Below are 22,083 nucleotides of genomic sequence, written 5' to 3'. Positions count from 1 at the left end.
TGCGACCAGATGCGTCGCGGATGGGGAAGCGGCGGTTTGGCGCCGGGGCAGTCTGTGCAGAAACAGGGGGGCCTCATGGACTATCACCGCGACCGCCGGAAGATCGACCCCACGCGCGGGGAGCGTCTGGGCGACGGGACCCCGAACCAGAACGACCGGGTGGAGATCGGGCCGACGCAGCTGGCCTTCGCGGAATGGGCGGCTGCCGGGTTGCAGCTGCCGGACCTGGCCCGGATGCGGGAGGATCGCTGGAAGAATCTGGTCGCCGGGCTGGTCGCGCGGGACTACGGGGGGCTTCTCATGTTCGATCCCCTGAACATCCGCTACGCGACCGACACCACCAACATGCAGCTCTGGAACACGCACAACCCGTTCCGGGCCTGCCTGCTCTGTGCCGACGGGCATATGGTGATGTGGGAGTACAAGAACTCGCCCTTCCTGGTGACGTTCAATCCGTTGGTGAAGGAACTGCGGTCGGGGGCGACCTTCTTCTACAACTCCACCGGCGACCGGGGGGTGCAGGCGGCAGAGGGGTTTGCCCGCCAGGTGGACGAGGTGATGCGCGCCCATGCCGGGGGGAACCGGCGGCTGGCGGTGGACAAGATCATGGTCCACGGGCTCAGGGCGCTGGAGGCGGCGGGCTTCACAGTCGAGGAAGGCGAGGAGGTGACGGAACGGGTCCGCGCGGTGAAGACGCCGGACGAGATCCTGGCGATGCGCTGCGCCCATCTGGCCTGTGAGGCGGGGATTGCCGAGATGGAGGCGTTCACCCGGGCGAACGTGCCCTCGGGCCGGGTCAGCGAGGATGCGATCTGGGCGGAACTGCACGCGGCCAACATCCGGCGTGGCGGGGAATGGATCGAGACGCGGCTCCTGGCCTCCGGTCCCCGGACGAACCCGTGGTTCCAGGAATGCGGGCCGCGGCTGGTGCAGCCGGAGGAGATCGTCGCCTTCGACACCGACCTGATCGGCTGTTACGGCTTCTGCATCGACATCTCCCGGACCTGGTGGGTCGGCGAGAGCCGCCCCTCGAACGCGATGGTCAGCGCGTTCCACCATGCGCTGGACCATATCGCCGACCACAAAGCGCGCCTGAAGCCCGGCGTCACCATCGAGGAACTGGTGATGCAGGGGCACCAGCTTGCCCCGGAATACTGGGCGCAGAAGTATTCCTGCAAGATGCACGGGGTCGGGCTTTGCGACGAGTGGCCCTATGTCCACTACCCCGACGGCTGGATGCCGGGCGCTTTCGATGCGGCCTTGGAGCCGGGGATGGTCCTGTGTGTCGAGGCGCTGGTCTCGCCCGAGGGGGGCAGTTTCTCGATCAAGCTGGAGGATCAGGTGCTGATCACCGAGACCGGCTGCGAGACGCTGACGACCTATCCGTTCGATGAAAGGCTGATGGGGTGACCTGCCCGCCGGGCGCGGAGGTGTCCACGGTGGGCAGAAGGACAAGTCACAATAAAATCAACGCGGTGATTGCGGACGTCAAGGAAATTTTGTGGAATCGGCACCAGCCATCTCGGCGATGCGGCGAAGGGTTGAAGGCAAGGGTCGGGCCTGGGGCCTGATCCGGTCAGGGCCGATGCGCCCGGTGTCCAGCAGAGAACGCGGTCGGTCGCCGCCCAGTTCCCGGCGCGAGCGGCGCCCGGGTGGGCGGACCAGCCGGCGGCATGTATCCGTTCGTGACCTGCCTGTCTCAGCCAGGTTTCCGGGCCCCTGCGCCCGGAGCGGCCCCGGTCATCTCGACGCGGCGCCGGATCGGGAAGAACTGCAGGCCGGTCCCGCTGCTGATCGCCCCCCAGAGGCCGCGCGGGGCGAAGAGCATCACCAGGATGCCGATCAGCCCGAGCGCCAGGAGATAGGTGGAACCATAATCGGCAAAGAGAGTCTGCAGGATGTAGAACACCAGGATGCCAAGGATCGGACCCTCGACAGTGCCGATGCCGCCGATCACCACGATGAAGACGACGTAGGCGGTCCAGTCGGTGACGCTGAAGGCTGCGTCCGGGCTGATCCTGCCCTTCTGCAGATAGATCAGCGCCCCGGCAAGCCCGGTCCCGAAGGCTGCAGCCAGGAAGACCATCCACTTCATCCGCCGGGCATCGACGCCGACCGAACGCGCCGCCTCGGCATTGTCACGCACCGCGGCCAGCGCCAGCCCGGATTTCGAGCGCAGGAGCAGGTAGATGCCGCCGATGGTCAGCACGGCAAGCACCAGCGCCAGCCAGTAGGCGAGGATGTCCTGCGCGGCGGCGCTGCGGACGCCGAACAGCTTTTCGACCAGCGCCGTTCCGGCCATGTCGGTCTGGACATCGCGCGGCAGGCTGGTGCCGGTACCGCCGCCCACGGCCTTCCACTGCGCAACCGAGAGGCGCACGATCTCGGCCACGACCCAGGTACCGATGGCAAAGTAGGCCCCTGCCAGGCGGAAGGCGAAGAAGGCGGTGGGCAGGGCGACAGCCAACGCGAAAAGGCCGCCGAGCGGAAGCGCAAGGACCGGGTCCATGCCCCAGGCGATGGCCGCTCCGAAGAGGCCATAGCCGCCGAGGCCGACAAAGGCCTGCTGGCCCACGCTGACCAGGCCGCCATAGCCGGCGAGCAGGTTCCAGTATTGCGCCAGCGTCAGCATGGTCAGGATGAAGAACAGGTCCTTGATCACCCCGCGTCCGGCGATGGCGGGCAAGGCAAGTCCGACCAGGACGAGCAGGATGGCGACGGCGGCCGCGATGCCGGAGGCGCGGGTGCGGGTGGTGACGGTGGGGCGCATCAGTCGAAAGCCCTTGGAAAGAGGCCGCGCGGGCGGAGGAGGAGGACGATGAGGAAGGCGACATGGCCGGCCAGTATCTGCCATTCCGGGTTCACGGCGGCTCCGAGCGTCTGGGCGAGCCCGATGATGATGCCACCGGCCAGCGTGCCCCAGAGGCTGCCAAGCCCGCCGATGATCACCGCCTCGAAAGCATAGATCAGCCGGGCCGGGCCGATCGTCGGGTCGAAATTGGCCCGCATCCCGAGATAGAGCGCCGCGATGGTGACGATGACCATCGCGAGGCCGGTTGCCTGGGCGAAGATCGCATCGGGGCGGATGCCCATCAGGCCGGCGGTGACCGGATCGTCGCTGGTTGCCCGGAAGGCGCGGCCCAGAGCGGTGCGATAGAAGATATGGTTCAGCACCAGGATCACCGCCACCGCCGAGCCGAAAGTCAGAAGCGGCATGATCCCCAGCGTGACCGGGCCGAGATCGACCGAGGCGGTTTCCAGCGCTCCCGCCGGGATGCGGCGGTTGTCGGCGGAAAAGCCCATCAGCAGGCCGTTCTGCAGCACGATCGAAAGACCGAAGGTCACCAAAAGCGGGGGCAGGATGTCGGGGCCGAGGACGCGGTTCAGCACCAGGCGCTGCAGCGCCCAGCCGAAGCCGAACATCATCGGCGCGGCGATCAGCGCGGCGATGAAGGGGTTCAGGCCGAGGCTGCCGACCAGGGCCAGGACCAGGTAGGCCGCCAGCACGATCAGGTCGCCGTGGGCCAGGTTCACCAGCCGCATGATCCCGAAGACCAGGCTCAGCCCGGCGGCGAACAGCGTGTAGAGCCCGCCCAGAAGGACGCCCTGGACGATGGTGTCGAGGCTCATGCCGTGGCTCCGAAATAGGCGTTGTGGATTGCGGCGCGGGACAGGTCCGCCGGGCGGCCCGAGAGAGTGACGCGGCCTTCCATCATGCAGTAGACCCGGTCGGCCACCTTGAGCGCCTGGCCGATGTCCTGTTCGACGATGATGACGCTGGCCCCGCCGTCGCGGATGCGGGGCAGCGCGGCATAGATGTCGCGGATCACCACCGGGGCGAGGCCGAGGCTGAGTTCGTCGCAGAGGATGACCCGCGGGTTGGACATCAGCGCCCGCCCGATGGCCACCATCTGCTGTTGCCCGCCGGACAGCGCCGTGCCGGGGTTGCGCCGCCGCTCGCGCAGGATCGGGAACAGGCCGTAGACCGCCTCCAGCGTCCAGGGGCCGGCGACCTTGCGGCCATGCGCGCCGATCAGGAGGTTTTCCTCGACCGAAAGCGAGGGGAAGAGGCGACGCCCCTCGGGCACCATCGCGATGCCGCGGGCCATGACCTGATCGGCGGGCAGCGCGCCGATGGGCTGGCCGTCGAAGACAACCTGGTCGGGCGCATTGGCCAGCACCCCGGCAATCGAGCGCATGAGCGTGGTCTTGCCTGCCCCGTTCGCACCGATGATCGCCACGCATTCGCCGGCCGCCAGCGTGATGTCGACGCCGAAGAGCGCCTGGAAATCGCCGTAGCGGGCGGTCAGGCCCCGGGTCTGCAGCAGCGTCATACCTCGATCCCCAGGTAGATTTCCCGGACTTCGCGCCGGGCCATCACCGCGTCCGCCGGTCCGGTCGCGATCACGCGGCCGAAATCCAGCACGACGATCCGGTCGACCACCGAGGTCAGCGCATGCAGGACATGTTCGATCCAGATGATGGTGACGCCGGTGGCATGAACCCTGCGGATGGTGGCCACCAGCGCGTGACATTCGCCTTCGGTCAGTCCGCCGGCGATCTCGTCAAGCAGAAGGAGTTTCGGCCCGGTCGACATGGCCCGGGCCAGTTCCAGCCGCTTGCGTGCAAGAAGGCTGAGGCTTCCGGCTGTCTGGTTGGCGCGGTCCAGCAGGTCGGTCTGCTCCAGCACACGCAGGCAATCGCCGGTCACCTCGCGTTCGGGCAGGCCACGGCCGTGGGTGGCGGCGACGACCAGGTTCTCGAACACGGTGAGGCTGGCGAAGGGCTGCGGGATCTGGAAGCTGCGGCCGACGCCCAGCAGGCAGCGTTCCATCGGCGAGACGCGGGTGACATCGCGGTCCGCAAGGGTGATCGTCCCGGCATCGGCGCGGATGTTGCCGGTGATCAGGTTGAAGAGCGTGGATTTCCCGGCGCCGTTCGGGCCGATGATGCCAAGCGCCTCGCCCGCCTCGACGGTAAGCGAGACCTCGTCGGTGACCGTGAGCGCGCCGAACCGTTTCGACACGCGATCCAGCGTCAGGATCGGCATGGGTGCATCCACAGGAAAGGGGCGCGGGCCGGGTCGGTCGGCCAGCGCCGGAGGGGTCAGGCCAGCGCTTCCATCACGCCCTGGGTCGGGATCGCCGGAGCGGAGGTGTTGTCGACGACGACGAGATCGAAGGTCCCGTCCGCCTTCCGCCGCCACTGGCCGCCGACGAGCGGGGTCTTGCAGACGTTGGCGGCGGCGAAGTCGGGCACGCCCGCGCCATCGAAGGCGACGCGACCGACAACCGTGTCAAGCCGGGTTGCGGCCAGGGCGGCTGCCACGGCATCGGTGTCCGCGCTGTCCTCGACCCGCTTCATCACGTCGGCCGCCACTTCGAAGAGCGAATGGATGAAGCCGATGGGCTGGGTCCAGGGCCGACCGGAAGCGGCGGTGAAATCGGTCGCGAGATCGGCCGCCGACTTGCCCGTCAGCGAGGACTTGAACGGGTGCGCCGGGGTCCACCAGACCTCGTTCGACAGGTTGTGCGCGGCCTCGCCCAGGACCTCGACGTTCGAGGGATAGAGGATCGCCTTGCCGACCGAGATGATCTTCGGCCGGAAGCCCTGCTGCAGCGACTGGTTGCGGAAGGTGGTGAAGTCGGGCGGGATGACGACGCCGGTCACGATTTCGCAGTTCGCGGCCTTGAAGGCATTGATCTGGGCGCTGAAATCGTCGGTCAGGTTCTGGTAGCGACCGGGGTCGGTGGTGGTGTAGCCCGCAGCAGCAAAGCCCGGCGCAACCCCCAGGTTCGGATCGCCCCAGGCGTTGCCGTCGCCATCGTTGGGGAAAAGCCCGCCGACCTGCTTGTTGGTTTCAAGCTGGTTCCACATGTTGGTGAAGACGGCGATGACGTCCTCGAGCCCCCAGAAATAGTGGTAGGCGAAATCGAACTTCTTCCAGGTCGCCGGGTCGGTCGGGTTGCCCTGCTGACCGATGAACCAGGGCTGCCAGGGCGCCATCGTCGAGACGACCGGGATGCCTTCGCTTTCGCAGACAGTGGCCACCGGGTTCGTCGTTTCCGGCGTCGAGGCGACGACGATCATCGACACCCCGTCCTGCAGGATCAGTTCGGACGCCACTTCGGCCGCGCGGTTCGGGTTGGACTGGCTGTCCTTGACGATCACGTCGAAATTCGCCCCCGCCTCGGTGGCGAGGAAAGCCTGGATGTTGAAGGCGTCGCTTTCGGCAAAGCTGGCAAGCGGTCCGGTCTGCGGGCTGACATAGCCGATCTTGATCCGCGCTCCCTGCGCCAGCGCTGGTGCGGCAAGGCCCGCCGTACCGAGAATGAGGCCGGTTGCCCCGCCTGCCCTGATGAAGCCGCGTCTGGTCAGCATGTCGGGTCTCCCTCCCCCAAAGGCGCGGGCGCCCTGCTGGCGGCACCGCTTCTGCCGGATTTGCAGCACGGGAAAATCATTAAGTCAATAATAATATATTTTCAGGAAGTAATGCATTCTCACTTGGCAGGCGCGGCATATGAATGTATGATCTTCGCAAAAATATACTATCAGACCGCATGCAAGGGAGGAGCCCAAGGCCATGCACTACGAAACCGATGTGCTGATTGTCGGGTCCGGTCCGTCCGGTTCGGCTTCGGCGGCGCTGCTGTCGACCTATGGCGTCCGCACCATGCTGGTGTCGCGATTCGGCTGGCTGGCCGATACGCCACGCGCCCATATCACCAACCAGCGCACGATGGAGGTCCTGCGCGACCTTGGGCTGGAGGAAGAGGCGGTCTCGGTCTCCTCGGGCCAGAACCTGATGGCGAACAACGTCTTCTGCTACAGCCTTGCCGGCGAGGAGTTCGGGCGCATCCTGTCCTGGGGCAACCACCCGCTGCGCAAGGCGGATTACGAGCTCGCCAGCCCCACCGCAATCTGCGACATCCCGCAGACCTATATGGAGCCGATCCTGTTCCAGGCGGCCTCGAAGCGCGGCGCCAAGGTTCGGATGAACTCGGAATTCCTGTCGCTGGAGCAGGATGCAGAGGGCGTCACGGCGACGATTCGCGACCGGCTGAACGGCGAGACCTATACGGTGCGCGCGAAATACCTGATCGGCGCCGATGGCGCGCGCAGCACGGTTGCCGACGCCATCGCCCTGCCGATGGAGGGAAAGACCGGGCTTTCCGCCTCGACCAACGTGATCTTCGAATGCGACCTGACCCGGCATGTCCAGCACCGGCCCAGCGTCCTGTACTGGGTATTGCAGCCGGGATCGAACATTGGCGGCATCGGCGCCGGGGTCCTGCGGATGGTGCGGCCCTGGCACGAATGGCAAGCGATCTGGGGGGTCGACCTGGAGAAGGCCGAGGCGGGCGTCACGGTGGAAGAGGCCGAGACCGCGCTGCGCCAGATGATCGGCGATGCGGATATTCCGCTGAAGGTGAAATCCACCGCCGTCTGGACGGTGAACAACATGTATGCCGCCAACTATTCCGTCGGCCGGGTGTTCTGCATGGGCGATGCGGTCCACAAGCACCCGCCGCTGAACGGGCTGGGGTCGAACACCTGCATCCAGGACGCGTTCAACCTGTGCTGGAAGCTGGCCGCCGTGCTGAAGGGCCAGGCCGGGGAAGCGCTGCTCGACACCTATTCCGCCGAGCGTCAGCCGGTCGGCAAGCAGATCGTCACCCGCGCGAACCGCAGCATCGAGGACTATCCGCCGATCTTCGAGGCGGTGGGGCTGCTCGCCTCGCCGGATGCGTCGGAAGCCAACCGCCACATCGCCGCCCGCAAGGCGCCGACGCCGGAGGGCAAGGAGCGTCGACGCAAGCTCTATGCCGCGATCGAGCGCAAGAATTACGAGTTCAACACGCATGGTGTCGAGATGGGCCAGCGCTATCGCGGGTCGGCCGCCGTGGTGTCCGACGGCACGCAGGAGCCGGCCTACACCCGCGACCCCGAGCTGTTTTTCCACCCGACCACCTGGCCCGGCGCACGCCTGCCGCATGTCTGGGTCGAGCACGGGAACCGGCGGGTATCGACGCTGGACCTGTGCGGCCACGGGCGCTTTACCCTGCTGACCGGCATCGGTGGAGAGGGTTGGGTCGCGGCAGCGAAGGCCGCTTCCGAAGCGCTGGGGGTCGAGGTTGCCGCGCTGACGATCGGGCCGTCGGGCTGCGATGCGATGGACATCTATGCCGACTGGTACCGCGCCAGCGAGATCGAGGAGGACGGCTGCATCCTTGTCCGCCCCGACCACCATGTCGCCTGGCGCGCCGGAACCTCCAGCGCCAGCGCCGAGGCAGAGCTGACCGCAGCCCTGAAACAGGTCCTGGCCCGGGCGTGACCGGGGCAGGACGGGGCGGGGACGGCTCAGGCCGTCTCTGCCTCGTGCGCCTTGACCACTTCCGAGGCGATCAGGATGCGCGTGGTCTTCTGCAGGTGTTCGCGCAGCGCCGCCGAAGCGGTCGCGGCATCGCGGGCAATCGTCGCGTCGGCAATGGCCTTGTGCTCGGACTGCAGGTCGCGCCCTGCCCGGTTCAGCGGCACCGACACCCGGCGATAGCGTTCCGACTGGACGAACAGCGTCTCGCGCAGGCGCAGGAGCCAGGGACTGTCGCAGGCGGCCACCAGCGCCTCGTGGAAGCGGCGGTGGGCATCGGCCCAGACCTCGCTGACGCGGGCCGGGTCGGCGGGGTCCTGCAGGTCGAGCCGCGAAAGCTCGAACAGGGTGGCGACGATGTTCGCCTCCCATTTCACGTCGCCGTGCCGGATCGCGCTTTCCAGGCACAGGCTTTCGATGGTGGCCCGCACCTGGGTGATGTCCCTGAGTTCGGCCTCGGTGATCGGCGCGACGCGAAAGCCCTTGCGCGGTTCGGCCTCGACCAGGCCCTCCGAGGTCAGGCGCGACAGGGCCTCGCGCACGGCGCCCAGGCTGAAGCCGAGGTCATGGCAGAGATCGGCGATCACCAGCTTCTGCCCGGGCGGCAGTCGGCAGGCCAGGATCTCGGCCCGGATCCGGTTGAAGGCCTCGGCAGTCAGGCTGCCACTTTCGGGTTTGGTCACGGGGTCTACCTGCGTTCTTTCTGCAATAATACATTAGCGCAACCTTCCACCGGCTTCCACAGATCATGGCGATCGAACCGACAAAAAGTATCTACGTCATGATAATATATTTTTGTTGACGTGACTCACCCCCTGCCCCTACAGTCTGGGCATATCGCAAGGAGACCGGAATGCGCTTCGCATCCTACATGATTGCCGGACGGACCGGCCTGGCCCTGAAGACCGACGGCGGCTGGCTTGGCCTGGCCGACGGTGACGCGGGTTTTCCCGGCACGTTGCAGTCGCTGATCCAGGCGGGCGGCGATGCGCTGGCGCGGGCGGCGGCGACGCTTGCCAGCGCCCCTGCCGTCGATCTGGCGGCCGTGACGCTGCTTCCGCCGCTGTCGAACCCGGAAAAGATCATCTGCATCGGGCTGAACTACACCGATCATTCGGCCGAGAGCGGCTTCAAGCAGCCGGACTATCCCACGGTCTTCGGTCGCTTCAATTCCAGCCTGATCGCCCACGGCGCGCCGATCCTGCGCCCGGCCTTCTCCGAACAGCTTGACTATGAGGGCGAGCTGGCGGCGATCATCGGCAAGACGGCCCGCGACGTGACCGAGGCCGACGCCCTGGACCACGTCATCGGCTATTCGGTGTTCAACGACGGCTCGATCCGCGACTACCAGTTCAAGTCACCGCAATGGACGCCCGGCAAGAACTTCGACGACACCGGCGCCTTCGGCCCCGATTTCGTGACCGCCGACGCACTGCCCCCCGGCTGCGAGGGGCTGCTCTTGCAGACCCGGCTGAACGGACAGGTGGTGCAACAGGCATCGATCTCGGACATGGTGTTCCCGGTGGCGCGGCTGGTGGCGATCCTGTCGCAGTTCATGACGCTGAAGCCGGGCGACGTGATCGTGACCGGCACACCCTCGGGCGTGGGGCTGGCGCGCAAGCCGCCGCTGTGGATGAAGCACGGCGACACGGTCGAAGTGGAGATCGAGCGCGTGGGCCTCTTGTCGAACCCGGTCCGCGACCGCTGAGGAACATGGCCCGGCCCACAGGGGCCGGGTCCCGCCATAGGGGAGGAGGAACCCGCCATGACCGCCATCACCGGCAAGGTCGAGATCGTCAAGCGCCCGGGCGAGCTGGGCATCCATTCGATGGACACCTTCAACATGGTCGTGCCCGACCTGAAAGTGGCGGAAGACTTCTACAAGACCTTCGGCCTGGACGTCCGCGAGGAAGGGAACGGCCTTGCGCTTTACACCTTCGGCAGCGACCAGCGTTGGGCCAGCATCGGCGAAGGCGCTCGCAAGCGACTGAACTTCCTGTCCTTTGCGGTTTTCGAAGAGGATTTCGAACCGATGAAGCGCCGGATCGAGGCAGAGGGCATCCGCCTGCTCGACGCCCCCCGGGGCTTCGATACGAACGGCATCTGGTTCCACGACCACAACGGCGTGCTGATCGAGGTGAAGGTGGCCGGGAAGTCCTCTCCCAACGCCAAGATGCCCTTCGACATGGCGTCGAGCCCCCCCGGAGTGGCAGGCGCGCCGCAGCGGTCGAAGGCGGCGAAGGTGCGGCCCCTGCGGCTGGCGCATGTGCTGATCTTCACCGCCGACGTGCCCCGCGCCATCGCCTTCTACAGCCGCGTCCTGGGGCTGCGGCTGTCGGACCGCTCGGGAGACGGGATCTGCTTCATGCACGGCATCCACGGGTCGGACCACCACCTTGTGGCCTTCGCCAAATCCGCCGCGCCGGGCCTGCACCATTGCAGCTGGGATGTCGGCAGCGTCAACGAGATCGGCAAGGGTGCGATGCAGATGGCCGAAAAGGGCTATCAGAAGGGATGGGGCCTTGGCCGGCATGTGCTGGGGTCGAACTACTTCCATTATGTCCGCGATCCCTGGGACAGCTATTCGGAATATTCGGCAGACATCGACTATATCCCCGCGACCTGCGACTGGGACGCGGGCGACTATCCTCCCGAAGATTCGATCTATCTCTGGGGCCCGGAACTGCCGAAGGACTTCATCGTGAACCACGAGGCGGTCTGAAACCAGCCTTCCCGAAATGACCTTCCCCCTCCCCCGGGCGTTCCCGGGGGGAAGCTGCCTCATGCCCTGATGGAGATGCCCGATGCCCGCCAAGTTCGATTTCGACGTGATCCAGGTCGGCTACGGTCCGGTCAGCAAGGCGTCGGCCCTGTTCCTGGAGCGGTTGGGCTGGAAGGTCGGGGTCTTCGAGCGGTTCGAGGAGGTCTACCCCCTGCCCCGCGCGGTCTGCATCGACCATGAGCTTTACCGCGTCCTGCATGCGGCGGGTCTGGGCGATGTCGCCAACCGGGTCTGCAACGATGCCCCGACCTACCGCTGGTTCAACGCCGAGTGGAAGGAGCTTCTGGCGATCGACTGGGCGGCAGGTTCCGTCTCGGGCGGGTCCGAGGTGAACTTCATCCACCAGCCGAGCTTCGAGTGGGCGATGGACGAACGGATCAAGGCCAGCGACCGCATCGCGCTGCATTTCAACGCCGAGGCCACGGCCATCCGGCAGGATGCGGACAGCGCCACCGTCACGATCCGGGACACGAAGTCCGGGGCCACGCGCGACTATACCGCGCGCTACCTGATCGGGATCGACGGGGCGAACAGCTTTGTCCGCGAAAGCCTGGGCATCGGTCGGACCGACCTGGGGTTCGAGGCCGACTGGCTGGTGATCGACTTCGCCCTGAACGGCGGGCTCACGGCCCGCGACCTCGGCATCCCGGACTGCGGACAATATGCGAACCCGATCCGTCCCACCACCATCGTCCCGGGCGGCACCGAGGCCGACGGCCGCATCCTGCGCCGCTGGGAATTCATGCGCCTGCCACATGAGACCCGCGAGGAGATGGTCCGGGAAGAGAAGGTCTGGGACCTGCTGGACGCCTGGATCAAGCCGGACCAGGGCGAGCTGATCCGCCATGCGATCTATACCTTCCGCAGCCTGGTGGCCGACCGCTTCCAGGAGGGCCGGATCTTCCTGGCCGGGGATGCCGCGCATGTCATGCCGCCCTTCATGGGCCAGGGCATGTGCGCGGGCTTGCGCGACGTCTGGAATCTGTGCTGGAAGCTTGACCTGGTGCTGCGTGGGCGGGCCGGGCCGTCGCTTCTGGAAACCTACACGCCGGAACGCGCCCCGCATGTCACCGATGTCATCCGCATCTCGATGTTCCTCGGCTCGATCATCTGCATGCCCGACCCCGAAGAGGCCCGGAAACGCGACGAGATGTTCCTGGGCGGCAATGCGCCCCGGCCCGCGCCCTTCCCGATCCTGACCGACGGGCTGCTGGAACGCGATGCGCGTGGCGCCGTCGTGGCCCCTGCGGGCGAGCTTTCCTGCGCCGGGACCGTGCGCTTCGCCGGCCGGACCGGCCGCTACGACAGCTTCGTCGCGCCGGGCGGCTTCACGCTGGTGGTCCAGGACGGATTTTCGCTGGCCGAGACGGCACAGCGCCTCTGCGGCGAAGCCGGGGTGCAGATCGTCACCGTCGCCGACCGCCGCACCGCCGCCGATGGCCAGATCGGCGACACGCAGGGCCAGTTCGGCCGCTTCATGATCGACCGCGGCCTGCAGGCCCTGTTGGTCCGCCCGGATTTCTACCTCTTCGGCGCGGCGACGGATGGACCCCGGCTGGACACGATGCTGGCCGATTTCTCGCGCCAGATGCAGGCGCACCGCTGACCCGGGGGCACCGCGGCAATCCAGTTTGCCAAGCACACGAACCCCGGTGATCGTCGGGTGCCAGCCTCGCCCCGTCGGGGGATCGCGGGGCCATGCTTGCCCCCAATATTGGCAGGCAGGTCCCGGTGATGCGCCACCGACCGCCTGGTGGGCCTTCCCCAGCCAGGGAGCAGCCTTGGGATCAATGCTATCGCGAAGGCCGAACCCGGTCTTGCCCGCAACCCGAGGGTCAGGGGTCGTTGCTGGTGTCCGCCCGGCCGCACGCCCGGTCGAGTTGCGTCACGAACGTCGCCAGCTCTTCGGGCGCCATGTGCAGCATGTAGCGGTCCTCGGGGAAGCTGCCGTTTTCGACGTCGGCGCGGAATTCGGTGAAGGCGGCCACCCTCTCGCGCTGAAGCCGATCATACTCGGCGGCGAAGTTGCGGTAGACCTTGGAATGACGCGGAATCTTGCCCTTGTGTTCGCCCAGGATATCCATCGCGAAGAGATACTGTGCATCGCAGCCCGCGCCCGCGCCCATCGACCAGAGGAGGAGGCGTTCCATCCGGCGGCTGATCGCGGTCGCCACCTCTTCCGGGACCACCTCGATCTCCACCGCGAAGGCGCCTGCCGCCTCGTAGGCCTGGCATTCGCGGTAAAGCGCAAGCGCCTGGTCTGCGGTCTTGCCCACGGCCTTGAAGCCGCCCGTCCATGTGGCGCGGCTGGGGACAAGGCCGACATGGCCCACGACCGGGATGTGTTCCGAGGCGAGGTAGCGCACGGTTTCGATCCCCGCCGAGCAATACATCGCATCCGCCCCGGCCAGCAGCAGCTTGCCGCAGAGCCGCAGGTAGTCGTCGCGCGTTCCCGCGCCAAGGTGATCCATGCCGGACATCGAGAAGAGCGTGGGCGCGGCCTTGCGGTAGTCGGGGTGGGTGACAAGCTCGGGCGGGACCGAGACGATGTCGATCCCGGCCTCCTCGGCAGCCGCAGCTTCGTCCAGGGTGAAGATGCGCAGCATGGTCAGTTGCCGCTTGCCTTTCCAGGCGCGAAGGTCGGCGACGGTGGGTCGGGTGCGCGGCATGGTCAATCCTCCAACCCGATCTCGATGATCCCGCCCACGATACGCGTGGGATAGGTGCGCAGCGCGGTGACGCAGGGCGCGCGTCGTGCCGCGCCGGTCTTGTAGTCGAAGCGGCCGTTGTGCTTGGGGCATTCGATCTCGTCGCCCAGCACCAGCCCGCCGCAGAGATGCACCTGTTCATGCGTGCAAAGCCCGTCGGTAGCAAAGACGGTGCCGTCGGGATCGCGGTAGATGGCGTAGGTGCGGCCCGCATGGTCGAAGCGGATCAGGTCCTCGGGGTCGATGTCGTCCAGGTCGCAGGCAGGAACCCAATGCATCGCGGTCACTCCTTCAGCCCGGCGCGGTCGGGGATGGTCTGGTGCAGCTCCTCGCGGTAGGGGCGGGCGGTGGGCGGCAGGGATTTCTTCAGGAAATAGCCTCTTTCGTGCCGCTGGCGCAGGATCGCGGGGACCATCTCGGCGAAGGCCGCGGGGATGGAGGGACAAGGCGCCGGCAGGTCATCCCGGATCAGCGCGTGCAGGCGCGGCAGGGCGTGGTAGGGCACCATCGGGAACATGTGGTGTTCGATGTGGTAGTTCATGTTCCAGTAGATCCAGCGGCTGACCGGGTTCATCAGGCAGGTCCGGCTGTTCAGCCGATGATCCAGCACATCCTCGGCCAGCCCGCCATGCTGGATCATCCCGGTCATGAACATGTGCCAGGTGCCATAGATGCGTGGCCCCCCGATCAGCATGAAGGGCAGGATGGATCGCATGGCGACCGCAGCCGCCAGCGTCAGCGCATAGATCGCCAGATGGACCCGGGCCCAGAAGATCGCCTTCTGCGCCTCGGCTTCGGGGATGTAGTTCCGTTCGTCGGGCGAAAGGTTGCCTGCGGCGTTGCGGACCAGCACCTTCATCCACTGCCAGATGTCCACGACCCCGATGAAGTGCAGCACCGCCAGCAAGATCGAGGTGGGATGCATGAAGGCGATCTCGGCATCGCGCCCGACGATGATCGTGTCGGTGTGATGGCGCGCATGGCTCCAGCGCCAGGAAACCGGGTTGCGCATCACCATGAAGCTGGCGATGTGGTAGACGACGTCGTTCATCCAGGCCGTGCGGAAGGCGGTGCCGTGGCCGCATTCGTGCCAGCGCGAGTCGCAGACCGAGCCGTAGAGGACGCCGTAGACCGCCCAGAAGGGCACGCAGGCCCATGTGCCCCAGAGGGCGATGCCGCCCCAGGCCGACAGGCCCAGGAGCGCGACCCAGATCAGGGTGTCGCGGATTGCCGGGCCGTCGCGGCGCTGCATCAGCTCTTTCATCACCTTGCGCGGCACTTCGGAGTGATACCACTCTGCCGACGCCAGCCCGCGCTCGATGGCCTGGGCCGCCGACGGGCCGGTCAGCGAATAGTCGCGGCGTTCGACGAGGGTGTCGTAGGGCATCGGTCTCTCCGTCACGGCTGCGGGCGCCCGGTCAGCGGGCGGAACTTGCCCGAGGGCACGGGATAGGGATCGTCGGGCTGGACGGCGATGGCGCGGATGCGCGCTTCGGCATTTGCCAGTGCCCCTGCCCCGTCCAGCACGGTGAAGCGGGCGTCGTAGCGGCGCTCCTCGCCTGCGGTCAGCCAGATCATCTCGCCTCGATCCCGCGCGGCCTGGTTGCCGAGGACATGGTGGGTCGAGGGTTCGATGCCCAGGGCATAGGCCCCGGCCTGGAAATGCTGCCATTGGTAGAGGCAGGGCAGCTGGTCCTTGCGCGTCGTCACCTGCAGGCCAAGGCCAAGCCGGTCGTTCAGCAGCGCCACCGGCACCTCTCCCCTGGCATCGGCGGCGGTCTCGTGCTGCCAGACCTGTTCGGCGAACCGGTCCTGCGGGGCGGGGACCACGGCATAGCCCATGCCCTGATCACGGTAACGCGCAGCGTGGGCGGCCCAGACAACGTCGGCGATGGGAGCCAGATAGCGCGCGCCCTCGGCCAGCAGCGGCGCGCCGAGGTTGACGTGGTAGAAGAACATATGCGGCGTCGGGGCGAAGCCCTGGTTCACCACGCGGTCGGTCAGGCGGATTTCGTGACCTCCCAGGTCCGCCTCGATCCGCCGGGTCAGGACGAGGTGTTCGCCGAAGGTGGTGGCCTGCCGGACGGTGCCCTCGGCCCAGAGGATGCAGCGGTCGCCCTCCCAGGTCTCGCCATAGCCGGTCAGCCGGGCCGGGATGTTGGCGATCCGACCGTGCAGCCCGTGCCGCAGCGTTCGGATGCCCGGATAGCCGTAGTGGCTGGCGTCGACCTCGTCGGGGGCAAGGATGTGGTCCAGCCCGCAGGTGACGAGAAAGCCGGTGAAACTGCGCGCCCAGCCGAAGCCGCCTTCGCCTTCGGGTTCATGCAGGGCGGCGGAGCGCAGGCCGGAGGGCCCGTGCCAGCCCAGCGAGGCGCCGCGCCACTCCACCTCGGCAATGTCCATCGCGCGGTCGACCAGCACGGTGAAGCGCAGGCCCGATCCGGTGCGGAACTCCAGCAGCCGGATGCCGCGCTCGGGGCCGTCGGCCAGTTCCATCAACCGCACGCCGCCATAGGCCGCAAGCTGGCCCGACCGCCTGCGTATGTCGTCCCGCGTCAGGGTTTCGCCGAACAGCTCCACCATCGCCTCAGCCCTTTTCGCCCGGCGGCGTGGCGGCGACCGGCATCGAGCGCATCCGGGCCACCGTCTCGGGCTCGGCCCGGCGGCAGGCGACGGGCGGCAGGCCGCGGGCGATCAGGTCCATGTCCTCAAGGACGCGCGTCCCGATCTCGCGCAGCGCAAAGGTCAGCGCCCCGGCCCGGTGCGGCGAGAAGAGCATGTTCGGCACGACGCGGATCGGGTCGCCTTGCGGCACGGGTTCCACCGGGAAGACGTCGCTCGCCACCCGGATACGCCCCAAGGCGGCCGCTTCGGTCAGCGCGCCGAAATCCGCCGCCGCCGCCCGCGACATCAGCAGCAGCATCGCGCCCGGCTGCATCAGGCCAAGAGCGCGGGCGTCAATCATCCCGGCGTTGTCGGTGGTGATCGTGGCCATGACGAAGACGAAACGGTTGTCGGACATGAGTTGATCGAAGCCCACCGGCTCGACCCCGAGGCGCTTCAGATGGCCGGGGGGCAGCCAGGGATCGAACACCTGCACCCGGCAGCCGAAGGGTTGAAGCAGGCGATGAAGCGACCGGCCCAGATCGCCGAAACCGATGATCCCGACCGTCGACCCGGCCAGAAGTTCGGACTGCTTGTTGCCCTCGAACAGCCACTTCTCCCGGCCATGAAGGAAGGCCGCGTGTTCGCCGTGGATGTTGCGCGCCAGCGACAGGGCCATGCCAAGCGCCATCTCTGCCACCGGGGCAGCGAAGACCGCGCCGGGGGCCAGGACATGGATGCCGCGCCGGAAGCATTCGGCATAGTCCACGTTCGGCAGGAAGTTCGTCTCGACGTTGAAGATGGCGCGCAGGCGCGGTGCCGATGCAAGCCGTTCCGGCCCCATCGGCTGTTGCGAAATCAGGATGTCGGTCTGGGGCAGGTGCCGGGCGTAGAAAGCGGCGCGGTCTTCGCCCTGCCATTCGGTGAGGTCATAGCGCGACCGCAGCTCGGCCAGCGCCTCGGGCGAAAATATCTCGTCCGTCGCTCGCGGGTCGGGGTCGTAGAGCACGCGCATGGGGCTTCCTTTCGGCTTACGGGCCTGACGGGGGTCAGTGTCGGGAAGGTTCCGCGTCAGACGTGGATATGGTCGCCGGTGATCACGTCCTCGACGTCCTGGATCGACGAGGTCTTCGGGCTGAGGTCGTCGGCCACCACGGTCCCCCGCCGCATCACCACCATCCGGTCGACCACCTGGAAGACGTGGTGGATGTTGTGGGCGATGAAGATGCAGGAATGCCCGGTGTCTCGCGCCTCGCGGACGAAGCGCAGCACGCCCTGCGTCTCGGCCACGCCCAGGTTGTTGGTGGGTTCGTCCAGGATGATCAGGTCGCTGTCGAAATACATCGCGCGGGCGATGGCCACCGCCTGCCGCTCCCCCCCCGAAAGCGACCCGATGGGCGTGGTCGGCGGGATGTTCTTCGAGATGCCGACCCGTTTCAGAAGATCGGCGGCGACCTCGTTCATCCGGTTCAGGTCCAGCCGTCCCAGGGCTCCGGTGGTAAGCTCGCGCCCCAGGAACAGGTTCCGCGCGATGGAAAGCTGGGGCACCAGCGCCGAATCCTGGTAGATCGTCTCGATCCCCGCCGCGATGGCATCGTTGGTCGAGGTCATCGTGACCGGCTTGCCCTTGATGCGGATTTCGCCCGAGGTGTAGGGCACCGCACCCGACAGGACCTTGATCAGGGTGGATTTTCCGGCGCCGTTGTCGCCCAGCAGGCCGACGATCTCGCCCTTGCGGATCGTCAGGTTCACGTCGCGCAGCGCATGGACACGGCCATAGGATTTCTCGATGTGCCGCATTTCGACGAGGGGAGTATCGGTCATGGTCAGGTCCCCGCGTTGTGCCGGCGTTCCAGCGCGGCGTGCAGCGCCATCATCCCCAGGATGATCGCCCCGATGAAGATGTTGTAGGCCAGCCCCGGCACCCCGATCAGCACGATGCCGTTGCGCATCAGCCGCAGGATCAGCACGCCCAGCACCGTGCCGATGATCGTGCCGCGCCCGCCGGACAGGACGGTACCGCCGATCACCACCATCGCGATGACCTCCAGCTCATAGCCGGTGCCCGAATTCGGGTTTGCCGCCGACACCCGGATCGAGGAGATGATCCCGGCGAAGGCCGCCATTGCCGATGACAGCATGAACAGGATCACCTTGACGCGCTGGATCGGCACGCCGCGATTGCGCGCGGCGCCGGGGTTGCCGCCGGTGGCCTGGATCCAGTTGCCGAAGCGGGTGCCGGTCAGCAGATAGTGGAAGATCGCGGCCAGGAGGACAAACCAGATCAGGCTCATGTAGATCCGCAACCCGCCGACATAGAAATCACCGACCAGAAGCTCGGCCAGCCAGTGGTTGCCCGCATCCCAGGTGCGCTGCGGAAAGCCCGAGGTCAGCCAGAGCGCCGCGCCGCGCACGACGAGCAGCATGCCCAGCGTGACGAGGAAGGACGGGATGCCCAGTCGGGTGACGAAAAGGCCGGAGAAGAGCCCGATCGCCAGGGCGATCAGCATCGCGACGATGAAGGCCGCGGGCAAGGGCATGATCCCGGCGTTGAAGAAGGCCCACATCATCACCGGCGCGAAGCCGAAGACCGAACCGACCGACAGGTCGAACTCTCCCGCCGTCATCAGAAGCGTCATGGCCAGCGCGATCAGGCCAAGCTCGACGGTGAAGGTCAGCGCATTGCCAACGTTGTTCAGCGACAGGAAGGTCGGGTTGATCGCGGTGAAGACGACGAGCATCGTGACCAAAAGCACCAGCGGCCCGAATTCCGGCTTGGCGATCAGGCGTTTCAGGGCCCCCGGTTCCGGGGGATGCGCCGCAGCGGGCGTGGAAGGGCTGGTCATTCTGGGGTCCTGTGGAAGGGGGCGCGGAGGCCGCCCGCAGCTCTGCGGACGGCCTTTGGTCAGGCCATGCGACTGCGCCTCAGTTGCCGCCCATGATCTTCGAATAGACCGGCGCGGTGTCCTTGCCGTACAGCGCGCCGGTGATGATGTCGAAGCCGAGCGGGATGCCGTCCTTCTCCATCATCAGCGCGGAGAGGCAAAGATAGGACGTCGCCTGCGGATCCTGCCACATCGCGGCGTTGACATAGCCGTCCATCACCTCTTGCGTGGTGTCGAGCGAGTTGCCCCAGCCGACGACCGGGATCTCGCCGGGTTTCACCCCGGCCTGGTCCCAGACCCGCTTGACCGAGCCGGTGACCATGTCGCCAAGGCCGATCATCGCCTTGATCTTGTCGCGGTTGGCGGTGACGTAGTCGGTCATCCGGGTGATCACCTCGGCCTGGTCGAGCGTCGCATCGGTGACTTCCCAGGTGATGCCCAGGGGCTCGAACACTTCCTTGATCCCGGCCTCTTCCTCCACCCCATAGGACGCGCCGGGGACTTCGACCGGCATCCAGACGAAATCGCCCGACTTCACCAGCCCGTTGTCGACCAGATGCTGCGCCCAGGCCTTGCCGACCGCGTGCAGGTCGCCGCCGACATAGGCGTTCCAGTTCGGCGCGGAATCCGAGGTGTTGAAGTTGATGATCGGAATGCCCGCAGCCCGCGCTTCGGCCACCACATCGACCATCGAACCCGGGTCCGGGCTGGTCGAGCAGATGCCGTCGGCGCCCGCCGCAATGGCCGCGCGCACGGCTTCCTGTTGGCTGGGCACGTCGCCGGAGTGGAACGAGGTGTTGACCGTGTTGCCGGTCGTCTTGGCAAAGGCCTCGGCACCTTGCAGGAAATAGGTCCAGACCGGGTCGGCCGGGCCGCCGTGCGAGACCCAGTAGAAGGTCTTGCCGTCGGCGGCGGCCAGACCGGCGGTCAAGGCAAGTGCTGCGGTGGCACCAAGCAACGTCTTGATCATCTGGGGTTTCCTCCTTGTAACCCTGGGGTCTCATGACCCGATTTCCGGCCAGGCCGGTCGTTCCCTTGGCGGCGCAGTTCCCCGCCCCGCACCAGGCGGGTGCAGGTTCCATCGCCGTTGCACGATGTGCTGGACGGGCATCCACGTCGCGGTCTTGTCGTCGGTCTTGTCCGGCAATCGGGTTGCATCCCTTGTGATGCAGCCGTTCACCGGTCGCGCCCGCCTTTTCGGGCCGTCCGGACTGGGTCAGCTTGGGCGATGCGACAGATTGCCACAACCGCGTTTTACATCAGATTCAATCAGCGCCGCCGTGACAGCCCACGCATCGGGCGGTAGGCTTCCCGATCATGGGCCGGGCCACCATCACTGACATCGCCAGACGCGCCGGGGTTTCGACCGCGACCGTGGACCGCGTGCTGAACGACCGCGCCGGCGTTGCCGCCGCCAACCGGCACCGGGTGATGCAGGCGGCGCGCGACCTTGGCTACCTTCCGGTCGAGGGCATGGTCACCCTGCCCTCGCGTCCCGTGCATCTCGAATTCTTCATCCCGATGGTGCAGAACGGCTTCATGGGCGAGCTGGTCAATGGCATCCGACGCTTTGCGGCGACGGTCCCGCTGGTCGCCTCGTGCAACATTCGGGCGCTGGACGGGTTCGGGCCAGAATCGCTGTTGCCCGCGCTGGAAACGGTTGCCCTGCGCACCAGCGGCATCGGTCTCGTGGCCGCCGACCATCCCAGATCGCGCGAAGCGATCCGCCGCGTCTGCGAGGCCGGGGTGCGGGTCGTCACGATCGCCTCGGATGTCCCCGACTCCGGCCGCTCGGCCTATGTCGGGGTCGACAATACAGTCGCAGGGCGTACGGCGGCGCTGCTGATGGGGCGCATGGCTAGCGGCGCCGGAGGTGCGGTCGGTCTTTTCATGGGGTCGCGCGCCTATGATGGCCACCAGGGCCGCGAGGCCGGGTTTCGCGCCGTCCTGGAGCGCGATTTTCCCGCGTTGTCCTTGTTGCCGCCCATCGAGACGGGCGAGCGCTGCGATCGTACCCGCGTGGCGATGACCCAGCTTCTGCGCGGCACCCCGGACCTTGCGGGAGTCTATTGCATTGGCGCGGGGCGCACGGGGATCGTCGCCGCACTGGAGGAGATCCGGCCGCTGCGCCGCCCGATTGTCATCATGCACGACATCACCGACCGCACCCACGCCTGGCTGGCCGACGGAGTGATCGACGTGGTCATCGACCAGAATGTGCAGCTTGTGGGAGAACAGACGGTCATCCGGCTTCTGGGAGCGATCGCCACCACGGCCCCTCACCTTCTGCTGAAGAACATCGAGCCAAGGATCATTCTTCGCGAAAACATCCCGCAACGCTGATTGGCCGCAGGACCTCCTCTGGTTTCATCGACCATCCCGCGTCGGGACCAGGACGCCTGGCAGCCATCGGGGCATTTCTGCACGACGGATGTCGATGTTGTTCACCGCTGCCGTCGCGTTCCGGCCGCGATGCCGGAACCTGTCCCAGCCCATGCAAAGGCCGAAGATCCCTCAAAGGATCGGTGAAGCCCCGGCTTTCGCGCCTAGTTCACCAGCCGCAAGCGCACCGGTCGGGTTTCCTCTGCGGCGGCGACTTTGCGTCTCAGGTCATGAACACGCCTTTCGTGTTCCTGGAACGCGACTTCGGAGCTCAGACCCGCGCGCACCGAGGCGATGGATCGCAGAAAATCCTCGTAGATCTGGGTTTTCAGCATGTCGATTTCTTGGAGC

21 protein-coding genes are annotated in these 22,083 nt (G+C 66.9%); 6 read left to right on the top strand and 15 right to left on the bottom strand.

The features are described from left to right. Positions 1-75: 75 nt before the first annotated feature. On the top strand, positions 76-1,410 hold the full coding sequence (gene dddP, locus ACE3P6_RS00630) for a dimethylsulfonioproprionate lyase DddP (protein WP_374391050.1): 1,335 nt from the start codon (positions 76-78) through the stop codon (positions 1,408-1,410). Positions 1,411-1,699: 289 nt separating this feature from the next. On the opposite strand, the gene ACE3P6_RS00625 is transcribed toward dddP, so the two are convergent. Genes ACE3P6_RS00625 through ACE3P6_RS00605 form a run of 5 tightly spaced genes read right to left on the bottom strand, consistent with a single transcriptional unit; the run spans position 1,700 to position 6,381 of the window. Continuing rightward, positions 1,700-2,770, bottom strand: a complete 1,071-nt coding sequence (locus tag ACE3P6_RS00625; RefSeq protein ID WP_374391049.1) for a branched-chain amino acid ABC transporter permease — start codon at positions 2,768-2,770, stop codon at positions 1,700-1,702. Continuing rightward, positions 2,770-3,630: a branched-chain amino acid ABC transporter permease gene (locus ACE3P6_RS00620; protein ID WP_374391048.1), complete on the bottom strand. Its 861-nt coding sequence runs from the start codon at positions 3,628-3,630 to the stop codon at positions 2,770-2,772. The genes ACE3P6_RS00625 and ACE3P6_RS00620 overlap by 1 nt, the downstream gene beginning before the upstream one ends. Further along, positions 3,627-4,334 (bottom strand): ABC transporter ATP-binding protein, encoded by a 708-nt coding sequence (locus ACE3P6_RS00615; RefSeq protein ID WP_374391047.1) that lies wholly within the window; start codon positions 4,332-4,334, stop codon positions 3,627-3,629. Before ACE3P6_RS00615 ends, ACE3P6_RS00620 begins: the two co-directional genes overlap by 4 nt. Further along, positions 4,331-5,050, bottom strand: coding sequence for an ABC transporter ATP-binding protein (locus ACE3P6_RS00610; RefSeq protein ID WP_374391045.1), 720 nt, complete (start codon positions 5,048-5,050; stop codon positions 4,331-4,333). Before ACE3P6_RS00610 ends, ACE3P6_RS00615 begins: the two co-directional genes overlap by 4 nt. Before the next feature lie 56 nt (positions 5,051-5,106). Then, positions 5,107-6,381 carry an ABC transporter substrate-binding protein gene (locus ACE3P6_RS00605; RefSeq protein WP_374391043.1) on the bottom strand — a complete coding sequence of 425 codons (1,275 nt, stop codon included), beginning with the start codon at positions 6,379-6,381 and terminating at the stop codon, positions 5,107-5,109. A gap of 202 nt (positions 6,382-6,583) precedes the next feature. Between ACE3P6_RS00605 and ACE3P6_RS00600 the strand changes: the two genes are divergently transcribed. Beyond that, a complete protein-coding gene (locus ACE3P6_RS00600) occupies positions 6,584-8,335 on the top strand; it encodes an FAD-dependent monooxygenase (protein ID WP_374391041.1) in 1,752 nt (583 codons plus the stop codon). 26 nt (positions 8,336-8,361) lie between these two features. Here ACE3P6_RS00600 and ACE3P6_RS00595 read toward each other — a convergent pair whose 3' ends face one another. Beyond that, positions 8,362-9,054: a GntR family transcriptional regulator gene (locus ACE3P6_RS00595; protein WP_374391039.1), complete on the bottom strand. Its 693-nt coding sequence runs from the start codon at positions 9,052-9,054 to the stop codon at positions 8,362-8,364. 170 nt (positions 9,055-9,224) lie between these two features. Between ACE3P6_RS00595 and ACE3P6_RS00590 the strand changes: the two genes are divergently transcribed. The 3 genes from ACE3P6_RS00590 to ACE3P6_RS00580 all read left to right on the top strand — a co-directional run bounded on the left by ACE3P6_RS00590 (position 9,225) and on the right by ACE3P6_RS00580 (position 12,759). Then, on the top strand, positions 9,225-10,079 hold the full coding sequence (locus ACE3P6_RS00590; RefSeq protein WP_374391037.1) for a fumarylacetoacetate hydrolase family protein: 855 nt from the start codon (positions 9,225-9,227) through the stop codon (positions 10,077-10,079). Positions 10,080-10,136: 57 nt separating this feature from the next. Beyond that, entirely contained in the window at positions 10,137-11,093 is a 957-nt protein-coding gene (locus ACE3P6_RS00585; RefSeq protein ID WP_374391035.1) for a VOC family protein, read from the top strand. Positions 11,094-11,175: 82 nt separating this feature from the next. Continuing rightward, a complete protein-coding gene (locus tag ACE3P6_RS00580) occupies positions 11,176-12,759 on the top strand; it encodes a bifunctional 3-(3-hydroxy-phenyl)propionate/3-hydroxycinnamic acid hydroxylase (protein ID WP_374391033.1) in 1,584 nt (527 codons plus the stop codon). A gap of 229 nt (positions 12,760-12,988) precedes the next feature. Here the strand turns inward: ACE3P6_RS00580 and ACE3P6_RS00575 are convergent, their stop codons facing one another. From ACE3P6_RS00575 to ACE3P6_RS00540, 8 genes are all read right to left on the bottom strand, one after another. Beyond that, the gene (locus ACE3P6_RS00575) at positions 12,989-13,822 is read right to left on the bottom strand and encodes a 3-methyl-2-oxobutanoate hydroxymethyltransferase (protein WP_374391031.1); all 834 of its coding nucleotides are present in this window, start codon (positions 13,820-13,822) and stop codon (positions 12,989-12,991) included. A gap of 2 nt (positions 13,823-13,824) precedes the next feature. Continuing rightward, complete coding sequence (locus ACE3P6_RS00570) at positions 13,825-14,139, bottom strand: MocE family 2Fe-2S type ferredoxin (protein ID WP_374391029.1); 315 nt, start codon at positions 14,137-14,139, stop codon at positions 13,825-13,827. Positions 14,140-14,144: 5 nt separating this feature from the next. Beyond that, the gene (locus ACE3P6_RS00565; RefSeq protein WP_374391027.1) at positions 14,145-15,248 is read right to left on the bottom strand and encodes a fatty acid desaturase family protein; all 1,104 of its coding nucleotides are present in this window, start codon (positions 15,246-15,248) and stop codon (positions 14,145-14,147) included. 11 nt (positions 15,249-15,259) lie between these two features. Next, positions 15,260-16,444, bottom strand: coding sequence for an aldose 1-epimerase family protein (locus ACE3P6_RS00560; protein ID WP_374391025.1), 1,185 nt, complete (start codon positions 16,442-16,444; stop codon positions 15,260-15,262). Positions 16,445-16,448: 4 nt separating this feature from the next. Then, complete coding sequence (locus tag ACE3P6_RS00555) at positions 16,449-17,480, bottom strand: hydroxyacid dehydrogenase (protein ID WP_374391023.1); 1,032 nt, start codon at positions 17,478-17,480, stop codon at positions 16,449-16,451. A gap of 56 nt (positions 17,481-17,536) precedes the next feature. Next, positions 17,537-18,289: an ATP-binding cassette domain-containing protein gene (locus ACE3P6_RS00550; protein ID WP_374391021.1), complete on the bottom strand. Its 753-nt coding sequence runs from the start codon at positions 18,287-18,289 to the stop codon at positions 17,537-17,539. A 2-nt stretch (positions 18,290-18,291) separates the two neighbouring features. Beyond that, on the bottom strand, positions 18,292-19,311 hold the full coding sequence (locus tag ACE3P6_RS00545) for an ABC transporter permease (RefSeq protein ID WP_374371709.1): 1,020 nt from the start codon (positions 19,309-19,311) through the stop codon (positions 18,292-18,294). A 79-nt stretch (positions 19,312-19,390) separates the two neighbouring features. Then, positions 19,391-20,320, bottom strand: coding sequence for a substrate-binding domain-containing protein (locus tag ACE3P6_RS00540; RefSeq protein ID WP_374391019.1), 930 nt, complete (start codon positions 20,318-20,320; stop codon positions 19,391-19,393). Positions 20,321-20,667: 347 nt separating this feature from the next. Here ACE3P6_RS00540 and ACE3P6_RS00535 point away from each other — a divergent pair, with 347 nt between their 5' ends. Then, positions 20,668-21,693, top strand: coding sequence for a LacI family DNA-binding transcriptional regulator (locus ACE3P6_RS00535; RefSeq protein WP_374391017.1), 1,026 nt, complete (start codon positions 20,668-20,670; stop codon positions 21,691-21,693). Positions 21,694-21,896: 203 nt separating this feature from the next. Here ACE3P6_RS00535 and ACE3P6_RS00530 read toward each other — a convergent pair whose 3' ends face one another. Then, positions 21,897-22,067 carry a hypothetical protein gene (locus tag ACE3P6_RS00530; protein WP_374391015.1) on the bottom strand — a complete coding sequence of 57 codons (171 nt, stop codon included), beginning with the start codon at positions 22,065-22,067 and terminating at the stop codon, positions 21,897-21,899. Between the last annotated feature and the right edge of the window lie 16 nt (positions 22,068-22,083).

This window comes from Tabrizicola sp. (assembly GCF_041911175.1).
Lineage (GTDB): Bacteria > Pseudomonadota > Alphaproteobacteria > Rhodobacterales > Rhodobacteraceae > Tabrizicola.
The sequence above is the reverse complement of the archived record's forward strand: the minus strand, read 5'-3'. Positions and strand labels throughout refer to the sequence as shown.

Coding starts and splice junctions, on each gene's coding strand:
- dddP (WP_374391050.1), top strand. CDS start 76: ATGGACTATCACCGCGACCGCCGGAAGATCGACCCCACGCGCGGGGAG.
- ACE3P6_RS00625 (WP_374391049.1), bottom strand. CDS start 2,770: ATGCGCCCCACCGTCACCACCCGCACCCGCGCCTCCGGCATCGCGGCC.
- ACE3P6_RS00620 (WP_374391048.1), bottom strand. CDS start 3,630: ATGAGCCTCGACACCATCGTCCAGGGCGTCCTTCTGGGCGGGCTCTAC.
- ACE3P6_RS00615 (WP_374391047.1), bottom strand. CDS start 4,334: ATGACGCTGCTGCAGACCCGGGGCCTGACCGCCCGCTACGGCGATTTC.
- ACE3P6_RS00610 (WP_374391045.1), bottom strand. CDS start 5,050: ATGCCGATCCTGACGCTGGATCGCGTGTCGAAACGGTTCGGCGCGCTC.
- ACE3P6_RS00605 (WP_374391043.1), bottom strand. CDS start 6,381: ATGCTGACCAGACGCGGCTTCATCAGGGCAGGCGGGGCAACCGGCCTC.
- ACE3P6_RS00600 (WP_374391041.1), top strand. CDS start 6,584: ATGCACTACGAAACCGATGTGCTGATTGTCGGGTCCGGTCCGTCCGGT.
- ACE3P6_RS00590 (WP_374391037.1), top strand. CDS start 9,225: ATGCGCTTCGCATCCTACATGATTGCCGGACGGACCGGCCTGGCCCTG.
- ACE3P6_RS00585 (WP_374391035.1), top strand. CDS start 10,137: ATGACCGCCATCACCGGCAAGGTCGAGATCGTCAAGCGCCCGGGCGAG.
- ACE3P6_RS00580 (WP_374391033.1), top strand. CDS start 11,176: ATGCCCGCCAAGTTCGATTTCGACGTGATCCAGGTCGGCTACGGTCCG.
- ACE3P6_RS00575 (WP_374391031.1), bottom strand. CDS start 13,822: ATGCCGCGCACCCGACCCACCGTCGCCGACCTTCGCGCCTGGAAAGGC.
- ACE3P6_RS00570 (WP_374391029.1), bottom strand. CDS start 14,139: ATGCATTGGGTTCCTGCCTGCGACCTGGACGACATCGACCCCGAGGAC.
- ACE3P6_RS00565 (WP_374391027.1), bottom strand. CDS start 15,248: ATGCCCTACGACACCCTCGTCGAACGCCGCGACTATTCGCTGACCGGC.
- ACE3P6_RS00560 (WP_374391025.1), bottom strand. CDS start 16,444: ATGGTGGAGCTGTTCGGCGAAACCCTGACGCGGGACGACATACGCAGG.
- ACE3P6_RS00555 (WP_374391023.1), bottom strand. CDS start 17,480: ATGCGCGTGCTCTACGACCCCGACCCGCGAGCGACGGACGAGATATTT.
- ACE3P6_RS00550 (WP_374391021.1), bottom strand. CDS start 18,289: ATGACCGATACTCCCCTCGTCGAAATGCGGCACATCGAGAAATCCTAT.
- ACE3P6_RS00545 (WP_374371709.1), bottom strand. CDS start 19,311: ATGACCAGCCCTTCCACGCCCGCTGCGGCGCATCCCCCGGAACCGGGG.
- ACE3P6_RS00540 (WP_374391019.1), bottom strand. CDS start 20,320: ATGATCAAGACGTTGCTTGGTGCCACCGCAGCACTTGCCTTGACCGCC.
- ACE3P6_RS00535 (WP_374391017.1), top strand. CDS start 20,668: ATGGGCCGGGCCACCATCACTGACATCGCCAGACGCGCCGGGGTTTCG.
- ACE3P6_RS00530 (WP_374391015.1), bottom strand. CDS start 22,067: ATGCTGAAAACCCAGATCTACGAGGATTTTCTGCGATCCATCGCCTCG.